Origin of the sequence: Leucobacter edaphi (assembly GCF_016522535.1) — a bacterium.
Lineage (GTDB): Bacteria > Actinomycetota > Actinomycetes > Actinomycetales > Microbacteriaceae > Leucobacter > Leucobacter edaphi.
The window spans coordinates 36247-49078 of sequence record NZ_JAEHOI010000005.1 but is presented as its reverse complement, the minus strand read 5'-3'; the positions used below and the strand labels follow the sequence as shown (position 1 = coordinate 49078).

General features: G+C 68.7%; 10 protein-coding genes and 1 pseudogene. 2 read left to right on the top strand and 9 right to left on the bottom strand.

Features of this window, described 5'->3' with window-relative positions; genetic code table 11:
• Nucleotides 1-35 precede the first annotated feature (35 nt).
• Nucleotides 36-989 (bottom strand): ABC transporter substrate-binding protein, encoded by a 954-nt coding sequence (locus tag JD292_RS05785; RefSeq protein ID WP_200131793.1) that lies wholly within the window; start codon nt 987-989, stop codon nt 36-38.
• Between the two features lie 764 nt (nt 990-1753).
• Here JD292_RS05785 and JD292_RS05780 point away from each other — a divergent pair.
• Both JD292_RS05780 and JD292_RS12545 read left to right on the top strand, forming a co-directional pair.
• Nucleotides 1754-4180 carry a DUF5979 domain-containing protein gene (locus tag JD292_RS05780; protein WP_200131792.1) on the top strand — a complete coding sequence of 809 codons (2427 nt, stop codon included), beginning with the start codon at nt 1754-1756 and terminating at the stop codon, nt 4178-4180.
• Nucleotides 4181-4204: 24 nt separating this feature from the next.
• A pseudogene (locus tag JD292_RS12545) lies at nt 4205-4336 on the top strand (hypothetical protein); the annotation flags it as partial.
• On the opposite strand, the gene JD292_RS05775 reads toward JD292_RS12545, so the two are convergent.
• The 8 genes from JD292_RS05775 to hutU form a co-directional block, all read right to left on the bottom strand.
• Nucleotides 4331-4630, bottom strand: a complete 300-nt coding sequence (locus tag JD292_RS05775) for a hypothetical protein (RefSeq protein ID WP_200131791.1) — start codon at nt 4628-4630, stop codon at nt 4331-4333. The pseudogene JD292_RS12545 and the gene JD292_RS05775 sit on opposite strands and share 6 nt — an antisense overlap.
• Nucleotides 4627-5295, bottom strand: coding sequence for an ABC transporter permease (locus tag JD292_RS05770; protein WP_200131790.1), 669 nt, complete (start codon nt 5293-5295; stop codon nt 4627-4629). Before JD292_RS05770 ends, JD292_RS05775 begins: the two co-directional genes overlap by 4 nt.
• Nucleotides 5285-5947 (bottom strand): ABC transporter permease, encoded by a 663-nt coding sequence (locus tag JD292_RS05765; RefSeq protein WP_200131789.1) that lies wholly within the window; start codon nt 5945-5947, stop codon nt 5285-5287. Before JD292_RS05765 ends, JD292_RS05770 begins: the two co-directional genes overlap by 11 nt.
• Nucleotides 5944-6999, bottom strand: a complete 1056-nt coding sequence (locus tag JD292_RS05760) for an ABC transporter ATP-binding protein (RefSeq protein WP_200131788.1) — start codon at nt 6997-6999, stop codon at nt 5944-5946. Before JD292_RS05760 ends, JD292_RS05765 begins: the two co-directional genes overlap by 4 nt.
• Entirely contained in the window at nt 6996-8609 is a 1614-nt protein-coding gene (locus JD292_RS05755; protein WP_200131787.1) for an HAL/PAL/TAL family ammonia-lyase, read from the bottom strand. Before JD292_RS05755 ends, JD292_RS05760 begins: the two co-directional genes overlap by 4 nt.
• Before the next feature lie 156 nt (nt 8610-8765).
• Nucleotides 8766-9692 (bottom strand): ABC transporter substrate-binding protein, encoded by a 927-nt coding sequence (locus JD292_RS05750; protein ID WP_200131786.1) that lies wholly within the window; start codon nt 9690-9692, stop codon nt 8766-8768.
• A 49-nt stretch (nt 9693-9741) separates the two neighbouring features.
• Nucleotides 9742-10857 (bottom strand): S-methyl thiohydantoin desulfurase domain-containing protein, encoded by a 1116-nt coding sequence (locus JD292_RS05745; RefSeq protein WP_200131785.1) that lies wholly within the window; start codon nt 10855-10857, stop codon nt 9742-9744.
• Nucleotides 10850-12712: a urocanate hydratase gene (gene hutU / locus JD292_RS05740; RefSeq protein ID WP_200131784.1), complete on the bottom strand. Its 1863-nt coding sequence runs from the start codon at nt 12710-12712 to the stop codon at nt 10850-10852. The genes JD292_RS05745 and hutU overlap by 8 nt, the downstream gene beginning before the upstream one ends.
• Nucleotides 12713-12832 lie beyond the last annotated feature (120 nt).

Here is a 12832-nt window from a genome sequence, read left to right as displayed (position 1 = left end):
CGGCGCATCCGGCCGCGATCCGGCGCCCGCACGTGCTAGATCAGGCCCTTCTCCTTCAGCCACTGTTTCGCCGCGGCGTTCGGCTCGAGCTTCTGCGGACCCGTCACCATCTCGTCAAGCTTCACGAGTTCCTCCGTCGTGAGCTTCGCCGAGACCCCGTTCAGTACCTTTTTCACCTGATCCGTCACCTTCTTCTCGGAGATCACGGGGACCGTGTTCTGGCTCGGGAAGTTGAATTTCGGATCCTCAAGCACGACGAACTTGTTCGCTGGGATGCTCGAGCTGGCGGTGTAGATGTTCGCGGCCTGGACGTCGCCGTTGACGAGCGCCTTCACCGTCGCTGGGCCGCCGCCATCGGAGATCGAGACGAACTCCTTGGGCACGACGCCGTAGTTCTTCTCGAGTCCGGGAAGCCCGACCGGGCGCTGCTTGAACTCCGGCGCCCCGGCGATCTTCAGTTCGTCGTTGTGGGCCTTGAGGTCCGCGATGCTCTGTAGCTTCCATTGCTTCGCGCGCTCCTCGGTGACGACGAGCGCGTCTTTGTCCTCGGCCGGCGCAGGCTCGAGCATCTCGAGCCCATCGGCCTGCAGTGCCGTGGCGAGCTGCGTGTCGATCTTCTCGCGTGACGACATGTCGGCGTCCTTGTTCAGGAACAGCAGCAGGTTGCCGGTGAAGTCGGGGATCAGATCGATCGATCCGTCTTTCAGCGCGGGAACGTACGCCTCGCGCGAGCCGACATTGAATTTCGTCTCAACGGGGATTCCCGCGTCGCGCAGCGACTCAGCGTACAGGTTGGCCACGATCTCCGAGGTGGTGAAATTCGCGGACGAGACGATGATCGGGTCTTTCCCGTCCGGGCTCGAACTCGACGAATCACCGCCCTTCTGCGTCGTCGGATCGGAGCACCCCGCGAGGAGGAGCGCTCCCGCGGCGAGGATCGCCGTAACCGCGAGGGTGTGCTTGCGAGTGTGCGTGCGGGCGTGGTGCATGGTGCTCTCCTAAGCGATCGTGCGCTGGTCAGTGGGAAGAGGGGAGTCGTGGACGGGCCGCGGAGGGGGCGATGCCGGCTGCGAGCGGCGATGCGGCGGCGAGCGGCGATGCGGCGGGCGTCGGCGGAGCGAACGTTCTGGCGCCCTCGCGGTCCGCGGGGGCCGCTCGGCCGCCCAGGACGGGGTCGAGATACCGGAGGAATGGAAAACCCATGATCAACTCGCATTCTCGAAGCCCGTAGGGATCGGTGGCTGACGACGATACAGGGCGTAACTGGACGGGCACAACGGTCGGTGCGGTATTACGTCCGCCGCATCGGCATTCGCGGCCACGGGCAATCTCTCGATTCCGGCATCGACGAGGGCGCTCGTGCCCGAACGGCTCGGAGGCCCCGGTCGCTCGACCCCGCGGGCCGCTCCTCGTCTCCGCCGCCGACGGAAGCGAATCGCCGCGGGGTCGGCCCGATCCGCTCAACGCTCGGGAGCGAGATTCGCGGGTCCCGAGCTGGCGAAGCGGCCCCGCCCCGCCGCTCGGACATTTTGGCCATAAATTAAACCTGAGAATTTACTTTCTCTCTGTTGTGCGAAGCCTACAAGTGAGCCACGTTGCCATTGCGTGGAACCGAGGTGAAATGGTGAATAACTACACTTCGTTCGACTTCGGAACGTAATTATGATGTGCTATCTGAGCTTTGTTGTTTGATCAGGGGAAAATACAGATGAATCAGGGCAAGACGAGGCGGTTTGCACGTCGTGGCTTCAGGATGCGGGGGCTCGGGCGCAGTGTCGCCGCGGCCTCGACCGCGCTCCTGCTGCTCGTGACCGGCGGCGTGGGTGCCGCGATGGCAGCTCCGCCGTATGCGACCACGGCCACGGTCACGAATATTCAGTTCGTGAACAATACGGTTACGAGCGGCAGCTCTGCGGAGATGACCGCAGACTGGACGCTCCCGGACAACCCTTCATCGCCGGCCGGGTTCACGATCGCCCTCCCGCCGGAGCTCGCCGGTCGCGGGGACACCTTCACGATCAAGGCTCAGGACACCGGAGCAACGATCGCGACGTGTGTCGCTCAGCCGACCCAGCTCGTGTGCGATTTCGATTCGGCGTACATCTCCGACAACTCGCGCAACCTGAAGGGCAACGTCAACTTCTGGGTCAAGGTGAACAAGACCGTCACCCAGACGCAGGAGGAGACCTTCGAGGTCGGCGGCCAGACCGTCAAGGTAAACGTTTCCCCCTCCACTGAGACGTGCGGAACGAACTGCGATTTCGTCTGGAACTACAAGAAGGACGGATCCTACGACTACGCCAAGGACGAGGTCGACTGGTACGTGCACGTCGAGGCGCCCCTGGGGGGCATGGCCGGCGGGCTGAACGTCGAGGTGCGCGATACGCCCGGCCCGAACCAGGAACTCATCGTGAACGACTCGACCCCCGAGCTGCAGCGAACGAACGAGATCGGCCCGCGACCGGGCGACGGCGCGACCCGTCCGATCAACTGGCAGCTGGTTCCCCGCTCCGAGTACACGGTCGATCCCACCACCGGTGTGGTGAAGTTCACCACCCAGCAGGGCTACTACTACCAGGTTGAGTACCGCACGAAGGTCACCAACCCGGGCCAGGCAACCGAGTACACCAACACCGCCGAGTTCGCGATCAACGGACAGACCGACGGCAGCGCGAACGGCCTCGTCCGCTACGCGGGTGGCGGCGGCACCGGCATCGGCGAGAACGTCGGCGTGTTCCAGATCACGAAGAAGGTCGAGGGCAACGCCGTCAATCTCCCCGCCGATCTGAAGTTCACGGGCGATTACGTGGTCAACGTGCCGGATAGCGCAGCGCTCACGGGAAGCTTCGAGGTCGCGGCCAACGGGACCTGGAAGAGCCCGGAGTTCCCGCGCGGATCGACCGTCACCCTGATGGAGGTCAAGCCCACCTCGCCCGCGAACATCGCCTGGGGTGAGCCCACGTTCTCGCAGAACAACTTCACCCTCGAGGGCGGCAAGCTGGCCGAGGTCGTGCTGACGAACAAGGCCGACGTGAAGGTCGGGAACTTCTCGGCAGCGAAGTCGCTCGAGGGCACCGCCGGGGCGCTGGACCTGGTCCCCTCCGACGCGCAGTTCGTGCTCGACTACTCGTACCCCGCTGGCGTCGGTTTCCCGGCCGGATCGGGCACGCTCACGGTCGGCGCGGACGGCAAGCCCGTCACGAGCGGCGATCTCCCCGTCGGCGCGAACGTGACCGTGACCGAGCAGACGCCCGCCCCGGTTGAGGGCCTCGCCTGGGGCAAGCCGGTCATCTCTCCCGAGAACTTCACGGTCGCTGACGGCACGGCCGTCGAGGTGAAGGTGACGAACCCGGTGACGGAGACGCTCGGCGGATTCTCGCTGAAGAAGTCGGTGTCGGGCGGCGCGAGCGGCCTCGTCCCGGAGGGCACCCTGTTCACGGTCGATTACACCTGGACGACGGATGACGGCAAGACCGGCTCCGGCACCGTCGAGGTCCCCGCTGGCGGCGACCCGGTGACCGTCGAGGGCGTGCCCGCTGGCGCGGTCGTGACGCTCACGGAGAAGGCCGCGGATCCGATCGCCGGCGTCGACTGGCTCGATCCCGTGTTCTCCGAGAACGGTTTCACGGTGCTGCCCGGCACGGTGATCGCGATCGATCTCGACAACCCGACCCAGCTCCGCCAGGGCGCGATCGGGATCCGCAAGGCGATCGAGGGCAACGGTTCGACGCTCATCCCCGCAGATACCCAGTTCACGGTTGAGTACAGCTACCCGGCTGGCACCGGCTTCGAAGCGGGTTCGGGCGAGATCGTGGTGCGCGCTGACGGCGTCGTGGTGCAGTCCGACCCGATCCCGTACGGGGCGACGGTCACGCTGAAGGAGCTCACCCCCGGTGCGGTTCCCGGTGTGACGTGGACCGGCGGCACGTTCGACATCGAGAACGTCACCGCTGGCGACGGCACGGTGCAGAACGTGGTGCTGACGAACACCTACGAGAAGACCCCGGAGAAGCCCACCAAGCCGACGACGCCGACCACTCCGGAGAAGCCGGCGCAGCCCGGCCTCCCCGTCACGGGCGCTGAGGACGGTGCACTCCTCGGGCTGGCCGGGGTTGCCGGCCTGATGCTCGCGGCAGGTGTGACCCTCATGGCTCGGAAGCGCATCGCTTCCCGCCGATAGGGCCTGAGTGGTGCGGGCCGACGGATGTCGAATCCGGGGCCCGCATCACCTGCTCAACGCAACGATCCCTCCCGCCGAACCGGTTTCGGCGGGAGGGATCGTTGCGTTCGCGCGCGGTTCGGCGCTGCGATTCTTGGTCTCGGTTGGGTGCTATTCCGTCGGCGGCGGAAGCGTGATGGTGAGCGGACGGTCAGGTCGGATCGGATCGCCGGGAACTGCTGCCTCAGCGGGGAGCTCCCGCTGGATCTCGCGAATCTCCGAGGCCCGCGCCCCTTCCGGATGGAATACCTCGTCACAGCTCCCGAAGATCCCCGCGGCGGCCGATCCACCAGATCCACCTGCTCCCTGAGACTCTTGACGGCGTCGACGCCGGTCGAACTGCCACACCGACAGGAGCAGCATCGCGAACGCGGCAAGGGCGACGACGGTGATGAGCTCGTTCTGGGTCATGCGGTGACCCTACCCCTGACACCGGGGAATTCAGCGAACTTCTCGATCAGGGCGAGGCATCCGTCCACCGCGAGCGCGAGAGCGGTCACGAGCGCGGCCCCCACGAGCATGCGGCCGTAGTCGTGGAGCGCGAGGCCGTCGAAGATGAATCGCCCGATCCCGCCCTCGTTCACGTAGGCGGCGATGGTCGCGGTAGCGATCACCTGGAGCGCCGCGTTGCGGAGCCCGGTCAGGATGAGCGGTGCGGCGAGCGGGCCCTCGACCCTGGCGACAATCTGCCACTCCGTCATCCCCATCGCGCGGGCAGCGTCGACGGTCGCCGCCGTGATGTTCGCGATGCCCGAGTAGCTGCCCGCGAGCAGGGGCGGGATCGCGAGCGCAACGAGCGTCGCGAGTGGTGGCAGCAGTCCGAGGCCGAGCAGCAGCGCGAGGAGGGTGAGCAGCCCGAGGCTCGGGAGCGCGCGGAGCACGTTGATCGCGCCGACGGCGAGCGCGATCCCGCGTCGGGTGTGCCCGATCAGCACCCCGATCGGGATCGCGACGCAGGCCCCGATGAGGATCGCGAGCGCCGAAAGGCCGAGGTGCTCGGCGAGGCGCACGGGAATGCCGTCCGGCCCCGACCAGTGTGTGCCGTCCGTGAGGAATCGCAGCGCGTCAGCCAGCACGCTCGGCCTCCTGAACGGGAGGAACGCGCAGCCAGGGGGTGAGGGCCCGTGCCGAGATTCCGAGCGCGCGGTCGATCAGGAACGCAAGCGCGAGCGTCGCAAGGATTCCGACGGCGATCTGCTCGGGCGCGTTGCGCTGGAACCCGGCGGTGAAGAGCTGACCGAGTCCCCCGACCCCGATCACGGCGCCGACCGAGACGAGCGAGACATTCGTCACCGCGACGACCCGCGCTCCCGCCGCGAGAACGGGGATCGCGAGCGGGAGCTCGGTGCCGAGCGCTCGTCGCGTCCGCGAGGTCCCGATCGCCTCCGCCGCGTCGAGCACGGCGGGGTCGATCGCGTCGAGGGCTTCCAGAACCGAACGGAGGAGCAGGGCGACCGAGTAGAGGGAAAGTGCGACGACCACGTTCACGGGATCGAGGATCCGTGTGCCGATCAGCGATGGAATCACGACGAAGAGCGCGAGCGAGGGCACGGTGAAGACGATGCCGCTGGCCACAACCGCGACGGCGCGCGCGGTGCGGGTCCGGTGCAGGATCATTCCGAGCGGGATTGCGAGCGCCAGCCCGATCGCGGTGGGGGCGACGGCGAGGACGGCGTGCTGCGCCACGATCCCGAGCAGCTGTTCGACGTTGTCGATGGCCCAGTTCATCGCAAGGAACCGTTGCGGAGCGCGAGAGCGCGATACACGTCCGCGGCCTCGATGAGGGCCGTGGGGCGCCCGGATCCATCACCTCGGATGCCGTACGGAGCGGGGGACGTGAGGATCGCCTCGAGTGCCGCGCGGAGGCTGCCGCCGGGTGGCACCTGGGACCCGGGCGCGCGTCTCGCGCCCCGCCGATCGATCCATGCCGAGGCGCGGCCGTTTTCGTCCACCTCGAGCTCCCAGGCCTCCCCGACGCGGATTCTTCCCGCGAGAACGGGGCCGAGGGGGAGCGTGGGGATTGCGTCGGCGCTGGCGAAGGCGAGCGAACGATACCCCTGATCGCGGCCTACGAGCGCGTGAACGTGCGCGTTCGCGGGGCGCGTCAGGACCGTCTCGGGATCGGCGTACTGCTGGACCGCGCCGCCCGGGGCGAACACCGCGATCCGGTCCCCGAGACGCAGCGCCTCGTCGATATCGTGGGTGACGAGGATGATCGTCTTCCGGAGTTCGCTCTGGATGCGGAGCATCTCGAGCTGCAACTCCTCGCGCACCACGGGGTCGACGGCGCTGAACGGCTCGTCCATCAGGAGAATCGGGGGATCGGCGGCGAGCGCCCGCGCCACCCCGACCCGCTGTTGCTGCCCGCCAGAGAGCTGGGCCGGGTAGCGGTCGATGAGTTCCGGGCGCAGGCGCACCCGCTCGATCGCCTCGTGCGCGCGGGCACGGGCCACGCGCTTGCGGAGGCCGCGCAGGCGCAGCACCTGGGCGACGTTGTCGAGCACCGTCCGGTGGGGGAGGAGGCCGCCGTGCTGGATGACGTAGCCGATCCCGAGCCGGTGCGGCACCGCGGGGAGCCCGGCGATGTCGCGCCCTCCGACGAGGATCCGGCCGCTCGTCGGGGCGACCATTTTGTTCACCATGCGCATCGATGTCGTCTTGCCGCAGCCGCTGGGGCCGACGAACACGGTGAGCGTGCCCGCTTCGACCTTGAGCGACAGGCCCTCGACCGCGGTCGTCCCGTCCGCGAAGACTTTCGTCGCGTTCTCGAACGTGATCACGTGAGCACCCGTTCGGGGTCGGTGTGTGCCGGCGGGGAGACGGTGTCGGCACCGAGGCCGACTGGGCCGGCTGATTTGGCCTTGCACCTGGAGTTCTTGTGGAGCGCGCAGCGCATCGCGGTGAGTTGGGCCTGGGTGCCGCCGGTGGGCTCGTAGGACTCGAGGATCCGGGAGGCGAGTGCCGCGAACGGTGCGAGGCCTGGGCCCCGCCGGCGCGCGTGCGTCTCGGGTTCGCTCGCGGAGACCCCGCTCGCGGCGAGCGCCTCGATCGTGAACAGCTGCTCGGCGAGCTCGATCGCGTCGCGCAGGGCGAGCGCGGCCGAGTAGGCCTGAGAGTTGTGGTCTTCGATCCCGTCGCCAACGATCGACGGCAGGATCGAGAACGGCGCGGCGAGATGCTGCAGGCGAGCGGAGATCGAGGCGGCGACGTTCGCGAGGATGGGCGGGACGACGGGCGCCGAGCCGCTCGCGAACGCGACGAGCTGTTCGGAGAGCGGCCGATCGGCGCGCAGGCGCCCGATCAGGACCGCGATGCGGCGCTCGGCGAGGAGCCCGAGGTGCGCGAGTGCGATCCGGCACTGATCGAGCGACAGGGCGAGCCGCAGAGCCGAGAAATTCCCGTTGGCGATCAGGGTGCCCGAGGACTCGTCGATGAAGGGGTTCTCCGGCATCGAGTTCAGCTCGATGTCGAGGACTTCTCGCAGGTGGGCGGCCTGCTCGAGGATCACGCCGTGGACCTGGGGGATGGTGCGGAAGGACAGCGGGTCCTGCAGGCGAGCCGGGCGCACCTCGCCGGAGGAGAGCGCGCCCCCCGCGAGGAGGCGCCTGAGCCGCGCGCCGGAACGGACCTGGCCGGGGTGCGGGCGCGCCGAGAGCGCGGCGTCATCGAACACGTCGGTGTTGCAGCTGAGCGCCTCGACGGAGTGCACCGCGGCGAGATCCGCGATCCTCGCGAGCCGCTCGAGGTCCACGAGCGCCAGGCAGCCGATCCCGACCGCGCCCGCGTTCGCGACGACGAGGGCGTGGCCGTCTTTCGCCTGCAGGCTCACCGGCTCGATTCCTGCGGCGCGGAGCGCCTCATCTCCCGGGATGGGCGTGCCGTCCCGCCCGAGCGCGCGTCCCCGCCCCACGAGCACCGTGCCGACGGCGGCGAGGGGGGCGAGATCGGCGGATCCGACGCTGCCCGCGACGGGGATCGCCGGGGTGACGCCTCGCGAGACGAGCTCGGCGAGGCCCGTGATGAGCTCCCGGCTGCCGCCCGAGTTGCCCTGGGCCATGACGGCGAGCCGGGCGATCATGACCGATCTGGCCTCTGCACGGCTGAGGTTCTCCCCGCATCCCGCGTGGTGGGAGGCGAACACGAAGGTCTGGAAATCGCGCTGCAGCTCCGGGGGAATCGGCTGATCTTGCAGTGGTCCGAGGCCTCGTGTCACGCCGTATGCCGGCGTGCCCCTGGCGATGAGTCCCGCGACGACGGCCCGCGCCGCGTCGATCCGGCGGTGGGCTGTCTCGTCGAGGCGGACCGGTGCCTCACCCCGGCTCACCCGCGCAACCTCATCGGGCGTCACCCGAGTGGCGCCCAGGTGCAGGGTGTATTCCTGCGTCAGCATGCGTGCTCTCTCTCTGTTCTCGCCCGGGAGTGGGGGCGGTGCGTGGCGCGTCGCAGGCGGGCTCTGGGTGCGAGTGGCTCTGCGGCGCGACGTTTCGGTGCTTCGCGTTTCGGTGCTTCGCGTTTCGGCGTTTCGCCGGTACCGCGGGTCAGCGGGTCAGCCGAGGCCCTGGCTCTCGAGCCACTGCTTCGCTGCGGCCGTTGGCTCGAGCTTCTTCGTGCCGGTGACCAGCTCGTTCAACGCGATCAGCTCGGTCGTCGTGAGCCGCTTGGAGACCTCATTGAGCACGCTTTTCACGTGCGGGCTGGCCTTTTTCTTGTTGATCACGGGGACAACGTTCTGGCTGGGGAAGTTGAACTTGGGGTCCTCGAGGATCACGAGGTGGTTTGCGGGGATGCTCGCGCTCGCGGTGTAGATGTTTGCCGCGTCGACGTTGCCGTCGAGCAGGGCTTTCAACGTCGCGGGTCCGCCGCCGTCCGAGATCGCGACGAACTGCTTCGGGACGACCCCGTAGTGTTCGGCGAGCCCGGGAAGGCCAACGGGCCTCTCCTTGAACTCCGGCGCGCTCGCGATCCGGAGCTCGGAATTGTGCGCGGCGAGGTCCGAGATCGACCTGAGCTTCCACTCCTTCGCCCGCTTTTCGGTGACCACGAGCGCGTCCTTGTCCTCGGCCGGTGCCGGGTCGAGCGGCTCGAGGCCGTCCTTCTCGAGCGCCGCTGCGAGCTGCGTGTTGATCTCTTCCGTCGACGAAACCTTTGCGTCCTTGTCGAGGAAGAGTAGGAGATTCCCGGTGAAATCGGGGATCAGATCGATCGAGCCGTCCTTGAGCGCGGGCACATAGGCCTCGCGCGATCCGACATTGAACCTGGTCTCGACCGGAACCTCTGCCGCCCTGAGCGCCTCAGCGTAAACGTTGCCGACCACCTCCGAGGTGACGAAGTTCGCGGAGGACACGACGATCTTCTGATCGGCCCCCTCGCCCGGAGTTCTGGCGTCCGTCGGGTTCGAGCACGCGGTGAGCAGGAGCGCTCCCATGGCCAGGGCGGAGAGGGTGATTGCGGTACGGGGACGGGCGATCTTCATGGTGCACTCCTAGGGGGGGGGTGGTGTGGTGCAGGTTGGGGTGGGTGAGTCAGGTTGAAAGCTGCGAGGCGTAAGCGCCGGATCCGCCGCGCAGATCCGGGTCGAGGAATTCGAGGAACGGGATCCCCATGATGGCCTCGCACTCGGCGAGCCCCGTGCGGTCGATCGCGGAGGCTGAGACGGGGAGCGCGCCCGCCGGAACGACGATGAGCGCCGTATCGCGGCCGCCCGCTCCCGCGTCCTTCACAGCGAGGCCCTCGCCGAGCTCGGTGTCGATGAGGACGATCGTGTCGGGGTAGCTCGCCACGCGTTCCCCCTCACAGTCGACGGCCATGTACTCGTTGAGGAACGGGATCGTGTGGTCGCCCACGCGGAAGACGCCGCGATCCCAGCCGCCGAGAGTCTCGGTGCCGCGCTCGATCCCGAGCGGTCCGCGGTCGATCACCGTGCCTCCGAGGCGGCGCGCCACAGCGCTGATCAGGTCATCTCCCGCGCCGGCCGCGCTCATCTCGTGTCCGAGGTCGATCGCGAGCGAAATGGCCCCGTGGGCCGCGGTGTCGCGGACCCAGGCGAGCTCAACGGGGTTGCGCGCGGCGGCGATGAAGCCGCCCGTGCGCACCGAGATGTCGCGAAGCACGTCGTCGCAGGTGTTGATCCTGCCCTCGTTGATGGAGAGGAAGTGGCCGTTCAGCTCCCGGTTTCCGCCGCTTACGACCTGCGTCGAGACGTAGCCGGCCCGCTCCTCGAGGCCGAGAGAGCCGAGCTTGCCGGTGGGGTGCGCGCGCACGTCGCCCGCGGCATCGAGCACGGTCACGCCGAGCACGCTCGACTGGATCCACCCGTTCAGCGTCGTCGAATACCCGTTTTGCGCCGTCATCACCGCGCTGATCGGGGCCTCGCTGCGGCGGGTCAGCTCCTGGAGGGCGTGCACGTAATCGACCGGACGAATCTCCCAGTTCTTCGCAGCGGGCGCGCCGATCGCGGTGACGGTTGCGACCCACGTGTCCTCGGGAAGCTCGTCGATCGAGGCCAGGATCGGGCGTTCCAGGCTCGTCGCGAGGGAGCCCATGAGCTCGCCGTGATGCTTCCAGCCGCCGCCGCCGCAGGCGAGGATCCCGCCTCCGCGCACGGCGGCGACGGCATCGTCAGGGGTGAGTTCACGCACGGTTGGTGCTCCTTTCGGTGGGGTCGGGCTCGTGCGCGAGGCGCGCCGTCTCGGTGGCCTTCGCGGCCCCCGTGGTTCCCGCGGGTCCCGCGGCCGCCAGCGTCTCTATTGCCTCGGGGTAGCCCGCCGTCGCGTGGCGCAGAACGCCGAGCCCGGTATCGGAATCGAGCGTCCGCGTGATCCGGCGCGCGGCCCCCGCACTACCGTCGGCAACGACCGAGACACCGGCGGACTGCATCCACCCGGAGTAGCCGCCGCCACCCGAGTGCACGGCGACGAGATCCGCGCCGCCCGCTGCGAGGAGCATGGCGTCGAGCAGCGGCCAGTCGGTGACGCCGTCCGAGCCGTCGCGCATCCTCTCGGAGCCGATCCGTGGATGCGTCATCCCCGCCGAGTCGAGATGGTCGCGCGTGAACAGCACGGGCGCCGACAGGGTGCCATCTGCGACCAGGGCGTTCACGGCGCCCGCGATCCGGGAGCGTTCCCCGTGGCCGAGCCAGCAGGATCGCGCGGGGAGACCCTGCGGGGGCACGTGCGCGCGCGCGAGCTCGATCCAGCGAGCGACCTCGGGACGGTCCGGGAAGAGCCGGGAAGCGAGCTCGTCGATGACGCGCAGATCCTTCTCGGATCCCGAGAGGCACACCCAGCGGAACGGCCCGATCCCGCGAGCGAACAGGGGGCGCAGATACGCCTCCATGAACCCGGGGATCGCGTTGATCCGCGGGGCGTCCGCCTCGCCCAGATGCTCGATGGCCTGCACGCGGAGATTGTTGCCGTTCTCGAACACGATCGAGCCGCGGGACTGCAGTTCGAGCATCGCCTCGACCTGCCACGTGATCGAAGCCCGTGCAGCGCGCTCGATGGACTCGGGGTCGCTCTCCCTCGCCGCAACCCACTCGTCGATCGTGTAGCCGACGGGAACGTAGCCGTACCGGGGATCGTGCGCCGCGGTCTGGTCCGAGACGACGTCGGGGGTGAGGCCCCTGGGCAGGCACGAGGAGAAGACATCGGCCGCGTTGCCCACGAGACCGATCGCGATCACGCGGTCCTCCTCCTGCGCGCGCCGAAGCTCTGCGAACGCCCAGTCACGATCGCCTGTCAGCAGGTCGATCGCGCCCGCGGCGAAGGCACGCCCCGCCCTGGCAGGATCGACCTCGACGGTGATCGAACTGAGGCCGAGCATCTTCGCGCTGATCGGCTGCGCCGACCCCATCCCGCCGAGTCCGGCGGTGAGCAGCCAGCGCCCGCGCAGATCCTCTGGGCGCTCGCCGCCGAGGTGCCTGCGCGCGATCACCCGGAGCAGTTCGTAGGTGCCCTGCAGGACGCCCTGGCGGCCGATGTACTGCCACGCCGCCGCGGTCAGACCGCCCCAGATCGTCTGGCCGTTCCCCGCGCGCTCGTAGAAGCGCTCCGGGGTTGCCCACCGCCCCACCGTGTTGTTCACCGCGGAGACGACGAGCGGCGCGTCCGCGTGCATGGGGAGCACGCCAATCGCGGCGCCAGACTGCAGCACGAGCGTTTCGTTCTCCTCCAGCGCGAGCAGGGCCTGGGCGATCGCGCAGGCCTCGTCCCAGTTCCGCGCCGCCTTTCCGAGGGACGCGTAGACGATCAGGTCTTGCGGTCGCTCGCCCACCTCGAGCACGTTCTCGAACATGCGCAGCAGCGCCTCGGCGCGCCAGTTCCTGGCCCTGAGCGTGGCGCCGCGGGCCGCGGCGATCGGCTCGGACCCGCGAGCGAGGATTGGGCTGACCGGAGGCTGCGAAGCCGCCTGCTCGGGGTCGCGCGGAGTCGAGTCCGCGGAGTGTCCGCGGAGGCCCGAGGGGGCGGGGTTCTCGGAAGGGGAGGAGGCGAGCATGCGCCAACTGTGATGCACAAGAATGAACTTTTACACACCGTGCGTAAAGGTATGTAACCTCTGTTCCGCCGCGGAATTCCGCCACTTTTCGGAGCGGAATGTTTGTTGCGGCCCGCCTGG